General features: G+C 43.2%; 21 protein-coding genes. 17 read left to right on the top strand and 4 right to left on the bottom strand.

Annotation, left to right across the window (positions count from 1 at the left end; all coding sequences use genetic code 11):
* Nucleotides 1-4: 4 nt before the first annotated feature.
* The 7 genes from BM021_RS03110 to BM021_RS03080 all read left to right on the top strand — a co-directional run bounded on the left by BM021_RS03110 (nucleotide 5) and on the right by BM021_RS03080 (nucleotide 4,806).
* Nucleotides 5-205: a hypothetical protein gene (locus BM021_RS03110; RefSeq protein WP_090718773.1), complete on the top strand. Its 201-nt coding sequence runs from the start codon at nucleotides 5-7 to the stop codon at nucleotides 203-205.
* Between the two features lie 147 nt (nucleotides 206-352).
* Nucleotides 353-784 (top strand): ExbD/TolR family protein, encoded by a 432-nt coding sequence (locus BM021_RS03105; protein ID WP_090718771.1) that lies wholly within the window; start codon nucleotides 353-355, stop codon nucleotides 782-784.
* Nucleotides 785-896: 112 nt separating this feature from the next.
* Nucleotides 897-1,538, top strand: a complete 642-nt coding sequence (locus tag BM021_RS03100) for a superoxide dismutase (protein ID WP_090718769.1) — start codon at nucleotides 897-899, stop codon at nucleotides 1,536-1,538.
* 11 nt (nucleotides 1,539-1,549) lie between these two features.
* Nucleotides 1,550-2,194, top strand: a complete 645-nt coding sequence (gene hisG, locus BM021_RS03095) for an ATP phosphoribosyltransferase (RefSeq protein ID WP_090718767.1) — start codon at nucleotides 1,550-1,552, stop codon at nucleotides 2,192-2,194.
* A 41-nt stretch (nucleotides 2,195-2,235) separates the two neighbouring features.
* Nucleotides 2,236-3,540 carry a histidinol dehydrogenase gene (gene hisD, locus BM021_RS03090; RefSeq protein WP_371116055.1) on the top strand — a complete coding sequence of 435 codons (1,305 nt, stop codon included), beginning with the start codon at nucleotides 2,236-2,238 and terminating at the stop codon, nucleotides 3,538-3,540.
* Nucleotides 3,541-3,587: 47 nt separating this feature from the next.
* Nucleotides 3,588-4,412 carry a TrmH family RNA methyltransferase gene (locus BM021_RS03085; RefSeq protein WP_090718765.1) on the top strand — a complete coding sequence of 275 codons (825 nt, stop codon included), beginning with the start codon at nucleotides 3,588-3,590 and terminating at the stop codon, nucleotides 4,410-4,412.
* Nucleotides 4,413-4,464: 52 nt separating this feature from the next.
* On the top strand, nucleotides 4,465-4,806 hold the full coding sequence (locus BM021_RS03080) for a hypothetical protein (protein ID WP_090718763.1): 342 nt from the start codon (nucleotides 4,465-4,467) through the stop codon (nucleotides 4,804-4,806).
* 4 nt (nucleotides 4,807-4,810) lie between these two features.
* Here the strand turns inward: BM021_RS03080 and uvrB are convergent, their stop codons facing one another.
* Complete coding sequence (gene uvrB, locus BM021_RS03075) at nucleotides 4,811-6,841, bottom strand: excinuclease ABC subunit UvrB (protein ID WP_090718762.1); 2,031 nt, start codon at nucleotides 6,839-6,841, stop codon at nucleotides 4,811-4,813.
* A 78-nt stretch (nucleotides 6,842-6,919) separates the two neighbouring features.
* Between uvrB and BM021_RS03070 the strand changes: the two genes are divergently transcribed.
* Nucleotides 6,920-8,113, top strand: coding sequence for a pyridoxal phosphate-dependent aminotransferase (locus tag BM021_RS03070; RefSeq protein ID WP_090718760.1), 1,194 nt, complete (start codon nucleotides 6,920-6,922; stop codon nucleotides 8,111-8,113).
* Nucleotides 8,114-8,130: 17 nt separating this feature from the next.
* On the opposite strand, the gene flhC is transcribed toward BM021_RS03070, so the two are convergent.
* The 3 genes from flhC to BM021_RS03055 form a co-directional block, all read right to left on the bottom strand.
* Nucleotides 8,131-8,667: a flagellar transcriptional regulator FlhC gene (gene flhC / locus BM021_RS03065; protein WP_090718757.1), complete on the bottom strand. Its 537-nt coding sequence runs from the start codon at nucleotides 8,665-8,667 to the stop codon at nucleotides 8,131-8,133.
* Nucleotides 8,668-8,688: 21 nt separating this feature from the next.
* A complete protein-coding gene (gene flhD / locus BM021_RS03060; RefSeq protein ID WP_090718755.1) occupies nucleotides 8,689-9,006 on the bottom strand; it encodes a flagellar transcriptional regulator FlhD in 318 nt (105 codons plus the stop codon).
* A 533-nt stretch (nucleotides 9,007-9,539) separates the two neighbouring features.
* Nucleotides 9,540-10,280: a pteridine reductase gene (locus tag BM021_RS03055; RefSeq protein WP_090718753.1), complete on the bottom strand. Its 741-nt coding sequence runs from the start codon at nucleotides 10,278-10,280 to the stop codon at nucleotides 9,540-9,542.
* Between the two features lie 90 nt (nucleotides 10,281-10,370).
* Here BM021_RS03055 and BM021_RS03050 point away from each other — a divergent pair, with 90 nt between their 5' ends.
* From BM021_RS03050 to BM021_RS03010, 9 genes are all read left to right on the top strand, one after another.
* Complete coding sequence (locus BM021_RS03050) at nucleotides 10,371-11,558, top strand: class I SAM-dependent methyltransferase (protein ID WP_090718750.1); 1,188 nt, start codon at nucleotides 10,371-10,373, stop codon at nucleotides 11,556-11,558.
* Nucleotides 11,559-11,623: 65 nt separating this feature from the next.
* Entirely contained in the window at nucleotides 11,624-12,709 is a 1,086-nt protein-coding gene (gene hisC / locus BM021_RS03045; RefSeq protein ID WP_090718749.1) for a histidinol-phosphate transaminase, read from the top strand.
* Between the two features lie 41 nt (nucleotides 12,710-12,750).
* Nucleotides 12,751-13,338 carry an imidazoleglycerol-phosphate dehydratase HisB gene (hisB, locus tag BM021_RS03040; protein WP_090718747.1) on the top strand — a complete coding sequence of 196 codons (588 nt, stop codon included), beginning with the start codon at nucleotides 12,751-12,753 and terminating at the stop codon, nucleotides 13,336-13,338.
* A 27-nt stretch (nucleotides 13,339-13,365) separates the two neighbouring features.
* A complete protein-coding gene (gene hisH, locus BM021_RS03035) occupies nucleotides 13,366-14,022 on the top strand; it encodes an imidazole glycerol phosphate synthase subunit HisH (RefSeq protein WP_090718745.1) in 657 nt (218 codons plus the stop codon).
* Nucleotides 14,023-14,064: 42 nt separating this feature from the next.
* Nucleotides 14,065-14,820 carry a 1-(5-phosphoribosyl)-5-[(5-phosphoribosylamino)methylideneamino]imidazole-4-carboxamide isomerase gene (gene hisA / locus BM021_RS03030; protein WP_090718743.1) on the top strand — a complete coding sequence of 252 codons (756 nt, stop codon included), beginning with the start codon at nucleotides 14,065-14,067 and terminating at the stop codon, nucleotides 14,818-14,820.
* A 71-nt stretch (nucleotides 14,821-14,891) separates the two neighbouring features.
* Nucleotides 14,892-15,668, top strand: a complete 777-nt coding sequence (gene hisF / locus BM021_RS03025; protein ID WP_090718741.1) for an imidazole glycerol phosphate synthase subunit HisF — start codon at nucleotides 14,892-14,894, stop codon at nucleotides 15,666-15,668.
* Nucleotides 15,669-15,708: 40 nt separating this feature from the next.
* Complete coding sequence (gene hisI, locus BM021_RS03020) at nucleotides 15,709-16,098, top strand: phosphoribosyl-AMP cyclohydrolase (protein WP_090718739.1); 390 nt, start codon at nucleotides 15,709-15,711, stop codon at nucleotides 16,096-16,098.
* A complete protein-coding gene (locus BM021_RS03015; protein ID WP_090718737.1) occupies nucleotides 16,095-16,421 on the top strand; it encodes a phosphoribosyl-ATP diphosphatase in 327 nt (108 codons plus the stop codon). The genes hisI and BM021_RS03015 overlap by 4 nt, the downstream gene beginning before the upstream one ends.
* Before the next feature lie 3 nt (nucleotides 16,422-16,424).
* Nucleotides 16,425-16,778, top strand: a complete 354-nt coding sequence (locus tag BM021_RS03010) for a histidine triad nucleotide-binding protein (RefSeq protein WP_090718735.1) — start codon at nucleotides 16,425-16,427, stop codon at nucleotides 16,776-16,778.
* Nucleotides 16,779-16,788: the final 10 nt, after the last annotated feature.

Here is a 16,788-nt window from a genome sequence, read left to right as displayed (position 1 = left end):
ATTTATGGAAGTGCTGATTAATTGCCTGCACAAGCAAATTGCTGCGTTGGTTGGTGCTCAGAAGCTCGTCTATCTCTTTGATATGCCTCGCTTCCTGCGCTCCATCCGCCTTGCACTTTACTTGCTCGGCGAATTACTCAGTACTTCCTTATATTCAATTAACCCATCAAAACACGGCTGGCTATTTTATAAGTCTATGCAATAATTGTGTGATTAATTTCGATCACTTCGATAAAAATATAATTGGTATTATACTAACTGCGTGAGATAGCAAGTGATTGAATAGCTTATATTTCAATGTAATAAATCTTAAAACTTAAATTATCACTAAACCAGAACGGTAAGTATTTTCATGAATTTTCAACGAGGAAAACAAAGTGACGAGCCAGAAATCAACCTGGTTCCGATGATTGATGTGCTATTGGTAATACTCATATTCTTGGTGATTACCACAACTTACTCAAAATTTGCTGCACTCGAAATCAATTTGCCGCAGGCAAATACAGAAGAAGTCGATAAAAATGTCGAGAAGCCTAATAGCATTGATATTACCGTCAATGCCATGGGTGACTACACCATCAATCAGGTTCCCGTTAAATCGTCCAGTATAGAAAATTTGCGTGATGCCTTACAATCCACAGCCCAGAATTTGGCAGATCCATTCATTATTATCAGCGCAGATGCAAAAGCCACGCACCAATCCGTCATCACGATTATGGAAGCTGCCCGACTGGCGGGATACAATAAAATCACGTTTACCACCGAGACAAACCATATCAAGTAACCTTGTCCAGCTAAATTATTCTGATTTAGTAAGTCTTATTGCAATTTATTAGCATAGAATTACGCTACCATCTGTATCTGTATTAGTAACTAATCCTTTAAGGAGGAAAATAATGTCCAATAGCAATCTTGAAAACTTCTCTAAAACTGCTCAATCGGGTTCACAATATATATTGGCGCCCCTGCCCTATGCGAATAATGCGCTGGAACCTGTTATCTCAGCCAATACGCTCAGCTTTCACTATGGCAAACACCACAAAACCTATGTGGATAACTTAAATAATCTGGTGGCAAATAGTGATCTGGCAGGCCAATCACTGGAGCAAATTATCAAAGCAACTGCCGGGCAAGCCGATAAAGTCGGCATTTTCAATAATGCTGCCCAAGTATGGAATCATATGTTTTATTGGCACAGCTTGAAACCCAATGGCGGTGGCGAACCATCATCTGCATTAAAGCAGAAAATTGAAGCTTCATTTGGCAGCGTGGATGCTTGCAAAAAGGAGTTCGCCCAAGCGGCCGTAACACAGTTCGGCAGCGGCTGGGCATGGCTGGTACTGGATGGAGACAAGATTGCTGTCGCGAAAACGAGTAATGCCGACTCTCCGCTGACCAAAAATAGCCGACCATTATTGACCATCGATGTATGGGAACACGCCTATTATCTGGATTACCAGAATCGCCGCGCCGATTATGTAAACACCATACTGGATAAACTGATTAATTGGGATTTCGCAGCGGCCAATCTAGAATAATTCTCTGATTTATGACTGAAATTACTATCGCCCTGTCAAAAGGGCGAATCTTTGAAGATACAGCGCCTCTGTTAAAAGTAGCAGGGATCGTTGCCCTGGATGATCCAGAATCATCACGCAAACTGATCCTTTCCACCAATCGCGCCAATGTTCGCCTGATTATTGTACGGGCATCGGATGTGCCGACTTATGTGCAATATGGTGCAGCAGATCTCGGGATTGCGGGAAAAGATGTATTGCATGAACATGGGGGCGCTGGTCTTTATCAACCATTGGACCTCAACATCGCTTGTTGCCGGATGATGGTAGCTGTACCTGAAGGTTTTGATTATGATTCTGCCGTGCGGCAAGGCGCACGATTACGCATTGCCACCAAATATGTACAGACTGCCAGCGAACATTTTGCTGACAAAGGCGTTCATGTCGATCTCATCAAGTTGTACGGATCGATGGAATTAGCCCCCTTAGTGGGATTGGCTGATGCCATCGTCGATCTGGTGTCAAGCGGTAATACCTTAAAGGCCAATCACCTTAAAGCCGTCGAGGAGATCATGCCGATCTCAGCAAGATTGATTATTAACCAGGCCGCATTGAAGCTAAAGAGAGCGACTATTCAACCCGTGCTGGATGCATTTTCTGCAGCTATCGAAAAGTGAGCCTGCCAGCAACCACATCCGTCGGAAATTCATTTCATACCATGATTCAAATAAAACGATTCAATTCAATTACACCTGATTTTGATTCCAATCTTGAAAAACTATTGGCTTTTGAAAATGCACAAGACAATGCTGTCGATTCGATAGTCACCACGATTCTTGCAGATATCAGGAAGCGCAAAGACACTGCCTTGATCGAATACACTAACCGTTTTGACAGGCTCTCCGCCACATCCGCTAAAGACCTCGAACTCACGCAGAATCATTTGCAGCAATCCTTGGCAGCCTTATCACCCGCTCAGCGCAATGCACTGGAACAAGCAGCACAACGAATCCGCAGCTATCATGAAAAACAGCCATTGAATTCATGGCAGTATACTGATCCGGACGATACATTGTTAGGTCAGAAAGTAACGCCGCTTGATCGCGTGGGCTTATACGTGCCTGGCGGTAAAGCCTCGTATCCTTCGTCCGTTCTGATGAATGCCATCCCGGCGAAAGTAGCCGACGTAAAAGAACTGATTATGGTAGTCCCCACACCAGCTGGAGAAAGAAATGATATGGTGCTGGCAGCAGCTGCCATCAGCAAAGTTGATCGTGTTTTTACCATTGGCGGGGCGCAGGCCATAGGTGCATTGGCGTATGGCACTGAAACGATACCGCAAGTGGATAAAATTGTGGGTCCTGGGAATGCTTATGTTGCCGCCGCCAAGCGTCAGGTATTCGGCATCGTCGGCATCGATATGGTTGCAGGTCCCTCTGAGATTTTGGTGATCTGCGATGGCAAAACAGATCCTGACTGGATTGCGATGGATTTATTCTCCCAGGCGGAACACGATGAATTAGCCCAATCGATTTTATTATCTCCCGATGCAGAGTTTCTTGATCAGGTGATGCACAGTATTAATCGCCTGATATCTGAAATGCCGCGCAAAGATGTCATCCGCACTGCACTTGAAAATCGCGGTGCTTTGATTCAAGTGCAGGACCTGGAGGAGGCTTGTGCGATCGCCAACCGAATTGCGCCTGAGCATCTGGAATTATCTGTTGATCAGCCGGAAAACTGGGTGAATAAAATCCGCCATGCCGGCGCTATTTTCCTCGGTCGTCATGCCTGTGAAGCTTTAGGTGACTATTGTGCTGGTCCCAATCACGTTTTGCCCACATCGCGGACAGCACGGTTTTCTTCCCCATTGGGCGTCTATGACTTTCAGAAGCGCAGCAGTCTCATTCAGGTTTCTCAGCAGGGTGCTGCAAAACTGGGAGAAATTGCGTCTGTACTGGCTTACGGGGAAGGACTGCAAGCTCACGCCCTGTCAGCAGAGTATCGCTATAAAAAACAATAACTCAACAATATTATTGCGCAATTGGCTGACAACTGTAGAACTTAACCATGCCGGTTATCACTTCGCGCGATCATCCGCTGATCAAGCAATTGATCAAATTAGAAGGATTATCACCCTATCGAAAAAAAACCGGTTTAACGCTGCTTGATGGTATACATCTTATTCAAATTTACTGTTCGGTAGTGGGCACACCGAAAAATTTGATCGTCAGCCAGTCTTATTTTGAGAATGCTGAAAATCAGCGTTTTCTGAATATTCTCTTTAGCAATTCACTACCTAAAATAACAATTATCAGTAATGCATTATTTCGTGCCATATCTCCTGTAAAAACACCAACGGGAATTCTTGCGCTCATTTCAGTTCCTGAATTGAAGAAAGAAACTGATCATGGAAAGGAAATGTTTAGTGTTTTGCTGGAGGCAATTCAAGATCCTGGCAACCTTGGCTCCATTTTGCGTTCGGCAGCCGCTGCTAATGTCGGAGATGTTTATCTATCTAAACAATGCGCCGATGCCTGGTCACCTAAAACCTTACGAGCTGCGATGGGCGCACATTTTCTCTTACGTATTCATGAAGACTGTGACCTGCAAAAACTTGCACGACAATTTGACGGTACTGTCATTGCCACATCCATACAAGCTACAAAAAATCTTTTTGAGATCTCACTAACCGGCCCAACTGCATTTGTATTCGGTAACGAAGGAGCAGGACTGTCTAAAGAAATGATACAGGCGGCTGACGAGAACATCGCTATTCCAATGCCGGGTAGAACTGAATCCTTAAATGCTGCAGCTGCAGCTGCTATTTGTTTCTTTGAGAAAGTACGCCAGGATAGAACATCAGTGCCCCATGCCGGTATTGGAACTAAATAATTGAGCGGTGTATCATATCGGTTTTCAACAAAACAGTATCTTTGGAGCGTTCATGAAAATTTCATTTTTATCTTTGATGGCCTTAATTGGGTGTTTATTATTCAATTCCGCCCATGTGATGGCGCTACACCATGAACCACAGAATACACAAAGATCAGGATTACCTGATAACGAGGGAAAAGTTGTTAACATCATCGACACAACCGGATATACATACATGGAGCTAGAAAACGGTGGAAACAGATTCTGGATTGCGGCCCCTACGACTAAAGTCAATAAAGGCGACCATATTCGTTTCGTTGAAGATATGGTGATGACTAACTTTACCAGTAAGACATTGAACCGTACCTTTAGCACACTTATTTTTGTCTCTTCTACTGAGGTTAAGAAGTAATACTTTAAGTAACATCAGTAAAGCCGATCAGCAATTTATTCTTAAGGCTTTTTAGTTCATCCCGGTACAGTGCTGCTTGCTCAAATTCCAGGTTTTTTGCAGCACTCAGCATTTTCTTTTCAACACGCTGAATTTCCTTAGCCAATTGGGATTCATTCATGACATCATAATGTGCCTGCACCTGCGCGGCTTTAAGGTTCTGTTGTGCCGACTCATAATTGTAAACACCGTCGATCAGATCTTTGATGCGTTTATGCACAGATCGTGGCGTGATATGATTCCGGAGGTTATGTTGTATCTGCTTATGACGCCGGCGATTGGTTTCATCAATTGCAGAACGCATTGATTTAGTGATCTTATCAGCGTATAGAATGGCAGTGCCATTGATATGGCGCGCAGCCCGGCCGATAGTTTGAATCAGTGATCTTTCCGAGCGCAAAAAACCTTCCTTATCAGCATCCAATATGGCAACCAGGGAAACCTCCGGAATATCCAGCCCTTCACGCAGCAAATTAATCCCCACCAGAACATCAAACTGACCCAGGCGTAGATCACGTATAATTTCAACTCGCTCAACAGTATCGATATCGGAGTGCAAATAACGCACTTTGATTTGATGATCGGAAAAATAATCCGTCAAATCCTCTGCCATGCGCTTTGTCAGCGTGGTAACCAGTATGCGCTCATTTTTGGCCACCCGTAAACTGACTTCAGACATTAAATCATCAACCTGCGTTGCGACAGGGCGTACTTCAATCATAGGATCCACCAAACCTGTTGGTCGCACAACCTGCTCTACCACTTGGCCACTATTCAATTTCTCATAATCAGCTGGTGTTGCTGATACAAATATGGTTTGCGGCATTCTTTTTTCAAATTCCTCAAATCGCAAAGGGCGATTATCCAAAGCAGATGGCAAACGAAAGCCATAATTCACCAAGTTTTCCTTGCGCGAACGGTCACCGCGATACATGCCACCGATCTGTGGCACGGTAACATGGCTTTCATCAATAATCATCAACGCATTCCGTGGCAGATAATCAAGCAGCGTTGGCGGCGGCTCGCCGGGTTTCTTGCCGGAAAGATGACGCGAATAATTTTCAATGCCTTTGCAAAAGCCCAGCTCATTGAGCATTTCCAAGTCAAATCGCGTGCGTTGTTCAAGGCGCTGGGCTTCAACCAGGCGATGCTCCTGATAAAAATACTCCAACCGTTCACGCAATTCAGCTTTGATGGTTTCCATCGCACGCAATGTAGTGCTTCGCGGTGTCACATAATGACTGGAAGGATAAATGGTATAACGCGATAATTTCTGCAGCATACGACCTGTCAGAGGATCAAATAATGACATGCTATCGACTTCATCATCGAATAATGACACCCGCACCGCCGCTTCCGAGTTTTCTGCCGGGAAAACATCCACGACATCGCCTCGAACACGGAATACACCACGCTTGAATTCCAGCTCATTACGATCGTATTGCATTTCCGTCAGGCGCTTAATGATTTCGCGTTGAGTAATTTTCTCACCATTGCGCAAATGCAGAATCATGCCATGATAATCAACCGGATCACCGATACCATAAATACACGATACGGTAGCCACAATGATCGCGTCATCGCGTTCCAGCAACGACTTGGTGGCGGATAAGCGCATTTGCTCAATATGCTCGTTAATACTGGAATCTTTCTCGATAAACAAATCACGCGCCGGCACATAGGCTTCTGGTTGATAATAATCATAATAAGAGACAAAGTACTCAATCGCATTCTCAGGAAAAAATTCACGCATTTCTGCATAGAGCTGTGCTGCCAGAGTCTTGTTCGGTGCCATCAAAATTGCCGGGCGACCCAAGCGTGCGATCATATTGGCAATTGTATAGGTTTTACCCGAACCGGTAACTCCCAATAATGTTTGGAACGCAAGACCATCATTAATACCTTCAACAAGTTGCGCAATTGCGGCTGGTTGATCACCTGCCGGTTCAAATGCTTGATGTAGTTTATACGGACTATTGGGGAAGGTTACGATCACAGGTATAATTCCATTATTAAATTGTATCTTCAAGCCATTTTAACATGCCGGTTTACCTATTTTAGTGCGAGGATTTTTGTGGAACTCTCTAACCGCGTTCAAACTATCAAGCCATCCCCTACTCTTGCTGTTACTGCTAGAGCAGCTCAATTAAAAGCTGAAGGTAAAGATATCATTGGGCTAGGTGCAGGTGAACCTGATTTTGACACACCACAGCATATTAAGGATGCAGCAATAGCCGCTATCAACAAAGGCTTGACCAAATATACGCCGGTTGGCGGAACACCCGGTTTAAAAAACGCCATTGTAGCTAAATTTAAACGCGAAAATAATTTTGATTTTGAAGCCAAGCAAATTTTGGTTTCCTGTGGCGGTAAGCAGAGTTTTTTTAACCTGGCGTTATCGGTCATCAATCCTGGTGACGAGGTCATTATTCCAGCCCCTTACTGGGTTTCTTATCCCGACATTGTTTTGATCGCTGAAGGCAAGCCCGTTTTTATCAATACGGGAATCGAACAAAATTTCAAAATTTCTGCAGAGCAACTGGAAGCAGCCATTACACCTAAAACTCGAATGTTTGTCATCAACAGCCCTAGCAATCCATCGGGAGCAGTTTATACCATTGATGAACTGAAGGCATTAGGAGAAATTTTACGTAAATATCCGCAGATTCTGATTGCTACCGATGACATGTATGAGCATATTTTATTATCAAATCAGGTTTTTACTAATATTGCTAATGCCTGTCCGGATTTATTTCAGCAAACTGTCGTTTTAAATGGCGTATCTAAAGCTTATTCAATGACGGGATGGCGCATAGGTTATTGCGGTGGGCCATCCCACATCATAACCGCCATGGAAAATATCCAATCACAGAGCACATCAAATCCTAGCTCTATTTCTCAGGCAGCTGCCGAAGCAGCATTAAATGGTGATCAGTCCTGCATTCATCCCATGGTGTTCGCATTTAGGGAACGTAACGCCTTCGTGACTGAGCAGCTGAATCAGATCAACGGCATACGCTGCCTACCCTCCGATGGCGCATTTTATGCGTTTGCGGATGTCCGCCAGTCCATAAATGATCTATATGAAAGAAAGTTGATTAACGGACAAAGCGATATCGCATTCAGTGAATATTTGCTGGAAGGCGCTGGTGTAGCTGTCGTTCCAGGCTCTGCTTTCGGATGTGAAGGTTATATGCGCTTATCATTCGCCACTTCATTAGAAAATTTGCAGCAAGCGTTAAATCGCATCAAAAATTTATTAAAATAAGTATTTAGTTTTTTATTTTAATGAAAGTTTACAATGACTTCTTTTTTGGTTCTCCCAGCTCGCGAAGGGATATTGCATAAACCACATACATGATTAGAATGAATCTCTAAAGAGTGTACAATAAACTTTCCATGACAGTTGATGCATGGTGTTATGCATAATACACCGCTCTCAACGAAACGTACTAAAGTCCAAGCCCGAGTCAAACTTAACACTTTTTCCAGCTGATGCACGCTGATATGTTCGATATACAGCCGATAACTCTTGATCAGTGCATCTATGCCGTTAATTCCGGTATTCGCGATAATATAATTGTATATATTAATAAATAATGACGAATGCATGTTTGGTTGCCAGCTCATGAACCAATCTTCTGAATAAGGCAGCATTCCTTTAGGAGGAGATACTCCTCTGATTTCCTTATAGAGCTTAACAAGCCGCTCGCGACTAAGATTAGTATTCATCTCCAAGACTTGTAATCGAGCACCCAATATGATCAATTCGGTTGCAAGCTGAATTTGTCTGGCTTCAGTTAAAATGCTTCGATTGCGCATGATATATTCTTATATGCAAACTTACACTACAGCTTCTGCTGGTTTTCCTGCCATCAAAATGGCCGCGTGTGATTTTGCTACGGCTTGATCGCGAGCATCATTGGATAACATCTCGGCAATTAAGCGATCATCAAAGCGAAAGCGACAAAGTAACATATTAGAAGCAGCCATCTTGATAAGTTGCGCAGAGGTTAATTTTTCCATGATTTCCGCAATATCCTGATTAATTCCTAATCGATACATTGCCGATACCCTATCTTCTCTTAACATTTGCTTGGCAAGTAGCAGATAACTTAAGTTAATATCTCTAATCTCATCAAGAATTTGATCTGATTCCATTCAATGCTCCCTTAAAAAATTTTAAATTAGAAGTGCGAGAATCGTACGTGCAAATTTTCAACCATGACTAAATGGAAGTAGAACCTAAACAAAATTAGGTAATTTTCTTATTTTAATGTAGGAATATTACTTACAGAAACAAATCTAAATTTTAAATCTAGCTTTAAGGGTTGAATTACCTTAAGGTTGAATTTCCTGAATCTGAAGTTTTTTGAAGGGATAAGATAGCTACCAACCATCCCTAGCTTTATATTGCGCTGCCAAAATAGCTTAACTTTAAATAATACATTTACTATGGCTGTAATGATTTCGCAGCTATCATAATAATAATATCATGTATTAAGAAACAGCCTATCTTTAGAATATTAATAAAAAATGCCTTAAATAACCCAATACAAAATATTGAATACCAAAATCATCTACATTTTTCAGATGTGGAGCGCAGCTTACCGGCCGCGACCCAAAGTTTTTTATCGAGATCGTTGAGAAATTGCTGTTCGTCTTGTTTCATCACGAAGTCTAATCAATCCGTCCTACAAATGAATACTGCGTCCGCCATCGACCGCAATAATCTGTCCAGTGATATAAGGCGCATCGGCAACCAGAAACTGTACGGTTTTGGCGATATCGTCGGGCTCACCGCAACGTTTGAGCAATGTACCTGAAATCGTATGCCGGCGTACTGCTTCGTCGGTCCATTTACCTTCTTCCGGCCATAGAATAGGCCCCGGCGAAACACCATTCACACGCACTTCGGGAGCCATTTCCACTGCTAACGATCTGGTCAGCGCTAACAGCCCGCCTTTGGCGGCATTATAAATTACGTAATTTTTTAGTGGCCGTTCAGTATGAATATCCACAATATTAACTACACAACCATGCTGCTGTTTGAGATAAGGTGCCGCCGCTTGCGATAAAAAAAGCGGCGCCTTAAGATTACTGCCGACCAGGTCATCCCACCCTTCTAGCGTACATTGATTGAGCGGTGTTGGGAAAAAGCTGGAAGCATTATTAATCAAGGCATCCAATCGCCCAAAACGTTTTGCTGCTTTTTCAATCAAGTCAGGCAATAATTCTGTGTCTAATAAATCTGCTTGCACCATGGCTACTGAATCAGGGCGTTTTTGATTAAGCTCATGTTGCAAAGCGCTTGCTTCGTTCATTGAGGAGCGATAATGCACTACTAATCGTGCGCCTTGCGCGTGCAATTTGCGACAAATGGCAGCGCCTACCCGCTTTGCTCCCCCGGTAATCAATATCACTTTCCCTTGCACATACACCCCCGTCAAAGTACTGTTAAACTATAGCTTATCGCTCGATTTATTGATAACTTTGCAATTTACCACAAAGAAACATTCTTGCTTATGTCTTTACCTGCAACCTTGCCGCCCGCTAGTGAAGCTGCATTGACACACAGCCATTCTGTACAAACCATGATTCGGGATAAAATCCATGCCGCAGGTGGCTGGATTCCATTCGAACAATTCATGAATCTAGCGCTGTATGCACCAGGAATGGGTTATTACAGCAGTGGAGCAACAAAATTAGGCAGCGCAGGTGATTTTGTCACGGCCCCGGAAATTTCCTCATTATTTAGCCGTACGCTAGCACAACAAGTGATACAGATTTCCCGGCAAATTAATCAGGCTGATATTCTTGAGTTTGGTGCCGGATCCGGCAAGCTGGCGCTGGATTTACTGCTTGAACTAGAAAAATCAAATGCTTTACCGAGAAAATATTTCATTCTTGAAATCAGTGCTGAGCTGCGCCAGCGGCAGCAAATATTATTTGCCGACAAAGCGCCTCATCTCACGCACATGGTCGAATGGTTAGCGCAATTACCTACTCAATTTAATGGCACTATTCTTGCTAATGAGGTGCTGGATGCCATGCCAGTTCATATCGTAGCATGGCATAACAATGTGTTGTTTGAGCGCGGTGTCATATGGAAAAATGATCAATTTGCCTGGCAAGATCGCCCTATTCAAAATATCGAACTGTATCATGCCGCCAGTCAATTGGCCTCTCTGATCAACCCAAATGATGATGTGACCTACTCCTATGTGAGCGAAATCAATCTCGCCGCTACTTACTTCATGCGCAGTCTGGCAAACATCTTGCAGCAAGGGGTTATTCTGCTAATTGATTATGGTTTTGGCCGCGATGAATATTACCATCCTCAGCGCAGTCAGGGTACGCTGATGTGTCATTATCGTCATCACGCGCATGATGATCCGTTTTTCCTGCCCGGCTTACAAGATATCACCAGTCACATGGACTTTAGCGCAATTACCGCGGCAGCAGAAAATACCGAATTAGTACTATTGGGTTACACCACGCAAGCTTATTTTCTAATTAATTGTGGCATTACTGAAATTCTGGCACAAACATCTGTTGAAGACATTCATAGTTACTTACCGCAAGCCAATCAATTGCAAAAACTGGTCAGCCCGGCTGAAATGGGTGAATTATTTAAAGTAATTGCGTTTGGAAAGAATTTCTCAGAACTACTGATCGGGTTCAAGAATGGAGATATGAGTCGTTTATTATAATTTTTTTAATAAAATTATACTGTCGATATCAACTTTAAATCCTTGTTGAGTTAGAATGTGTACGTATGCCAAATTTTTATAATCCAGAGCAAATTATTCGTCCGGAAATTCTGACGCTCTCAGCTTATCATGTGTCGCCTGCAGCAGGCATGATTAAGTTGGATGCGATGGAAAACCCTTATCCATTGCCGCCCGTATTGCGCAATGAGATCGCTCAATTAGCGGCAAATGCGCCGGTCAACCGTTATCCTGATGCCAGCGCCACTTCGCTTAAAGCAACATTACGTCAGGCTTTGGCTATTTCTGAAGATATGGACATCTTGCTCGGCAATGGATCGGATGAAATTATCCAAATCATTGCCATGGCGGTAGCCAGACCGGATGCAGTATTGCTGAGTGTGGAGCCTGCTTTCGTCATGTTCCGGATGATTGCTACTTTTGCGAATATTCAGTACGTTGGAGTGCCTTTAAATAAGGATTTCTCGCTTGATCTCGAAGCCATGCTGGCCGCCATTGCAAAACACAAACCGGCCGCGATTTTCTTGGCCTACCCTAACAATCCCACAGGAAATTTATTCGATGCTGATACTATTTTAAGTATCATTCAGGCAACCTCTGGCATTGTCATTATCGATGAAGCCTACCACGCTTTTGCTGACGCCAGTTTAATGAATAAATTAGCTGAATACCCTAATCTATTATTAATGCGTACCTTATCCAAATTAGGATTAGCGGGTTTAAGGCTGGGCTTATTAGTAGGCCGACCCAAATGGTTAGTGCAACTGGAAAAGGTGCGTTTACCTTATAATGTTGGCATAATGACACAATTAATTGCAGAGAAGGTATTGCATCATACGGATGTGTTACTGGAACAAGCAGAAGCAATTAAATCAGAACGTAGAAAAATGTTGGCATATCTTAATACAATAACCAATATAGAAGTATTTCCTTCGGATGCTAATTTTATTTTATTTCGTATTCATGCGGCCAATCAGATCTTTCAAGCACTCAAACAACGCAAAATATTAATCAAAAATCTTGATGGCACACACCCATTATTAGAAAATTGTCTGCGTGTCACAGTAGGCACACCTGATGAAAATTCGCAATTTTGCGCGGCATTGCACAACATACTCAGTGAAACTGTTTAAAATTCACTCAAAATCCCAGCACTAATCAGAAATTTCATTCTATGCGCCAGGCACAGGTAACAAGAAACACACTGGAAACTCAAATCAGCATTAATCTGAATTTGGACGGGATAGGCAAATCTGTTCTCAATACGGGCGTACCTTTTCTGGATCACATGCTTGATCAAATTGCCCGTCATGGCATGATCGATTTGGAAATTACCGCCAAGGGTGATTTGCATATCGATGCACACCATACCGTTGAAGATATTGGTATCACGCTTGGCCAAGCTTTTACCAAGGCAGTGGGCGATAAAAAAGGGTTGCGCCGCTACGGACATGCCTATGTCCCCCTTGATGAAGCGTTATCACGCGTCGTCATAGACTTATCCGGGCGTCCTGGCTTAGTATTTAATGTTGAATTTGTACGAGCACGTATCGGTGATTTTGATGTCGATCTGATTCACGAATTTTTCCAGGGATTTATCAATCACGCCCTTGTAACCTTGCACATTGATAATCTATCGGGAAAAAATGCACATCACCAGGCTGAAACAGTGTTTAAGGCATTTGGACGCGCATTGCGCATGGCTATTGAGCATGATCCTGGAGCAGCCGGCATTATTCCATCCACCAAAGGCACTTTATAGGTAACCTCATTTCATAGACATTATCGTATGACGGATATTGCAATTGTTGATTATGGAATGGGAAATTTACGTTCCGTGCATAAAGCACTTGAACATGTCGCATCGGCTGCTTCGATCGCGGTTACCAATGACCCAGACGTTGTGCATAAAGCAAAGCGAGTAGTCGTGCCAGGACAAGGTGCCATGCCTAATTGCATGCATGAGCTTGAAACTCGTGGTCTGCGTGAAGCTGTGATGGAGGCAGCGGCTCGCAAACCATTTCTTGGGATTTGCCTCGGCTTGCAGATGCTATTTGGAGAAAGTGAAGAAGGGCATGTCAAAGGTTTAAACATCCTGCCCGGCAAAGTTGTGCATTTTCCTGCTGCAGCGATGACAACAGCGGATGGACAAAAACTCAAGGTACCCCATATGGGCTGGAACCAGGTTTACCAAACCATTAGACATCCCTTATGGGAAGGTATCGCAGAAGATGCGCGATTTTATTTCGTACATAGCTATTATGTGGAAACAACCGATTCTGCATCCATCGCTGCGCATAGCAATTATCCTTTCGCATTTACTTGTGCTGTTGCAAAAGATAATATTTTCGCTGTACAGTTTCACCCAGAAAAAAGCCAATTAGCAGGGTTAACCCTGCTAAGTAATTTTGCCAAATGGACACCACATTTCATAATCAAAAAGTAGTACACTAATTCTTATTAATCAATTACTAACTCTGATTAAGCCATGCTGATTATTCCTGCAATCGATCTCAAAGATGGGCATTGTGTTCGACTCAAACAAGGAATCATGGAAGATGCGACAGTATTTTCCAAAGAACCTGGTGAGATGGCAGCACATTGGTTAAGTCAAGGCGCACGCAGACTTCATATTGTCGATTTAAATGGTGCATTTGCCGGCAAACCTAAAAATGAAACGGCGATACTGGAAATTGTACGGACCATCGATGACCAGATTCCTATTCAACTTGGTGGTGGCATTCGCGATCTCGACACCATCGAGCGTTATCTGGATGATGGTATTACCTATATTATTATTGGTACTGCTGCTATCAAAATACCCGGCTTCCTGCAGGATGCCTGCAATGCTTTCCCAGGTCAGATTATGGTTGGACTGGATGCGAAAGACGGTAAAGTCGCTGTCGATGGTTGGTCTAAAGTAACCGGACATGATGTGATTGATCTGGCTAGGAAATTTGAAGGCTATGGTGTGGAAGCAGTTATTTATACAGATATTGGTAGAGATGGCATGCTCAGTGGTATCAATATCGCAGCCACCGTGGAGCTCGCCAAAGAGTTATCCATTCCGGTCATTGCCAGTGGCGGTATCACCAATATTGATGATGTTCATAAGCTGTGTACCATTGAATCTGAAGGTATCATAGGCGCTATTACCGGACGCGCTATCTATGAAGGTTCACTGAATTTCAAGGAAGCCCAGATATTAGCTGACAAACTCAGCAAAGAGAGCGGTATCTCTTAACCCAAGTGCTATAACCGAAAATCCCAATTCATTAAATCTTCCTCTATTCTCACAATCGGCTTTTAAATCTGATGAGCCTCGCTAAGCGTATTATCCCATGTCTGGACGTAACCAATGGACGTGTTGTCAAAGGTGTTAATTTTGTTGAGCTACGGGATGCAGGTGATCCGGTAGAAATTTCTCGCCGTTATGATGAGCAAGGCGCGGATGAACTCGCTTTTCTCGACATCACAGCCAGTTCTGACAATCGCGATCTGATTCTGCATATCATCGAAAATGTGGCTGCGCAAGTATTTATTCCTTTAACGGTTGGAGGCGGTGTGCGTCAGGTCGAAGATGTTCGCCGGTTACTCAATGCCGGCGCTGATAAAGTCAGCATTAACACGTCAGCTGTCTTGAATCCTCAGCTGGTAGCCGACGCATCCAATCATTACGGCTCTCAGTGCATTGTTGTGGCGATTGACGCTAAACAAGTTACTTCGCCCGACAGTTTATTACCGCGTTGGGAGGTTTTTACCCATGGTGGACGTAAAGCGACAGGCATTGATGCCATTGAATGGGCAAAAAAAATGCAATCTCTCGGAGCCGGTGAGATTTTACTCACCAGTATGGATAGAGATGGCACACGTAATGGTTTTGATATTGCCTTAACACGTGCTGTTTCAGATGCGATTGGCATACCTGTCATTGCCAGTGGTGGTGTTGGTAATCTCGATCACCTGGTTGATGGTATTCTGCAAGGACATGCTGATGCCGTATTAGCAGCCAGTATCTTCCATTACGGTGAATATACCGTACAACAAGCGAAACAGTATATGGCACAACATGGTATAGAAGTACGGTTATAATGCTAAAATAGTTAATAACCTATTTAAAAAGCATTCATTTATGCCTGATACTTGGCTTAACAAAATTAATTGGTCGGAAGACGGCCTGGTGCCGGTGATTGCTCAGGAAGCTGAGAGTGGTAAGGTTCTCATGTTTGCATGGATGAATCGAGAAGCACTCAGGCTCACCGTGGAAAAACGTGAGGCCATTTACTGGTCACGTTCTCGTAAAAGGCTATGGCACAAAGGCGAAGAATCTGGTCATATCCAAAAAATAAAAGCGATATATCTTGACTGTGATGAAGATGTATTACTCCTCATCGTAGAACAAATCGGCGGTATTGCTTGTCACACTGGTAGACATAACTGTTTTTTTCAGAAATTAGAAGCTGATGAATGGATAATTGCAGCGCCAATAATCAAGGATCCAGAAAAAATTTATAGTAAATGACCGACTTAACTATTCTTCTCCGTTTGGCAGAAACCATTAAAGCACGTAAGCTGGCTGATGCAAATAGCTCATATGTTGCCAAGCTATTTCATGGTGGACAAGACAAGATACTCAAGAAGATTGCAGAAGAATCTGCCGAAACGCTGATGGCATCTAAAGATGGCAATGCTGATCAAGTGATCCATGAAACCGCAGATCTATGGTTTCATTGTCTGGTACTACTGGCCTACCATGAACTTACTCCTGAGGATGTATTGAAAGAACTGGCAAGACGGGAAGGTATGTCTGGAATAGAAGAAAAAGCATCTCGAACAACAGGATGACATATGAATAACTGCATATTCTGCAAAATTGTAAAAAAAGAAATTCCCTGCAATAAAATCCATGAAGATGAAGATATTCTCGCTTTTAACGACATCCATCCTGCCGCACCGGTTCATTTCTTACTGATCCCCAAGCTACATATTGATTCACTCGCTGGAACTCAAGATAGTCATCAGAATTTATTGGGTAAAATGCTATTATTAGCGCCCAGGCTAGCAAAAGAGCAAGGTTGCGAAGATGGTTTTCGCACAATTATCAATACGGGGCGTGTAGGTGGACAAGAAGTATTTCATCTGCACTTCCACATTATCGGTGGAAGGGAGCGCCTACCTGGCATGATTCATCATCAAGGCTAGGCAGGCGCTG

Origin of the sequence: Nitrosomonas sp. Nm166 (genome assembly GCF_900112825.1) — a bacterium.
GTDB lineage: Bacteria > Pseudomonadota > Gammaproteobacteria > Burkholderiales > Nitrosomonadaceae > Nitrosomonas.
This window is presented reverse-complemented; position numbering and strand designations above follow the sequence as displayed.

Bases quoted from the DNA above. Each gene is read 5' to 3' on its own strand.
- BM021_RS03110 (WP_090718773.1), top strand. From the start codon at position 5: ATGGAAGTGCTGATTAATTGCCTGCACAAGCAAATTGCTGCGTTGGTT.
- BM021_RS03105 (WP_090718771.1), top strand. From the start codon at position 353: ATGAATTTTCAACGAGGAAAACAAAGTGACGAGCCAGAAATCAACCTG.
- BM021_RS03100 (WP_090718769.1), top strand. From the start codon at position 897: ATGTCCAATAGCAATCTTGAAAACTTCTCTAAAACTGCTCAATCGGGT.
- hisG (WP_090718767.1), top strand. From the start codon at position 1,550: ATGACTGAAATTACTATCGCCCTGTCAAAAGGGCGAATCTTTGAAGAT.
- hisD (WP_371116055.1), top strand. From the start codon at position 2,236: ATGATTCAAATAAAACGATTCAATTCAATTACACCTGATTTTGATTCC.
- BM021_RS03085 (WP_090718765.1), top strand. From the start codon at position 3,588: ATGCCGGTTATCACTTCGCGCGATCATCCGCTGATCAAGCAATTGATC.
- BM021_RS03080 (WP_090718763.1), top strand. From the start codon at position 4,465: ATGAAAATTTCATTTTTATCTTTGATGGCCTTAATTGGGTGTTTATTA.
- flhC (WP_090718757.1), bottom strand. From the start codon at position 8,667: ATGCGCAATCGAAGCATTTTAACTGAAGCCAGACAAATTCAGCTTGCA.
- flhD (WP_090718755.1), bottom strand. From the start codon at position 9,006: ATGGAATCAGATCAAATTCTTGATGAGATTAGAGATATTAACTTAAGT.
- BM021_RS03050 (WP_090718750.1), top strand. From the start codon at position 10,371: ATGTCTTTACCTGCAACCTTGCCGCCCGCTAGTGAAGCTGCATTGACA.
- hisC (WP_090718749.1), top strand. From the start codon at position 11,624: ATGCCAAATTTTTATAATCCAGAGCAAATTATTCGTCCGGAAATTCTG.
- hisB (WP_090718747.1), top strand. From the start codon at position 12,751: ATGCGCCAGGCACAGGTAACAAGAAACACACTGGAAACTCAAATCAGC.
- hisH (WP_090718745.1), top strand. From the start codon at position 13,366: ATGACGGATATTGCAATTGTTGATTATGGAATGGGAAATTTACGTTCC.
- hisA (WP_090718743.1), top strand. From the start codon at position 14,065: ATGCTGATTATTCCTGCAATCGATCTCAAAGATGGGCATTGTGTTCGA.
- hisF (WP_090718741.1), top strand. From the start codon at position 14,892: ATGAGCCTCGCTAAGCGTATTATCCCATGTCTGGACGTAACCAATGGA.
- hisI (WP_090718739.1), top strand. From the start codon at position 15,709: ATGCCTGATACTTGGCTTAACAAAATTAATTGGTCGGAAGACGGCCTG.
- BM021_RS03015 (WP_090718737.1), top strand. From the start codon at position 16,095: ATGACCGACTTAACTATTCTTCTCCGTTTGGCAGAAACCATTAAAGCA.
- BM021_RS03010 (WP_090718735.1), top strand. From the start codon at position 16,425: ATGAATAACTGCATATTCTGCAAAATTGTAAAAAAAGAAATTCCCTGC.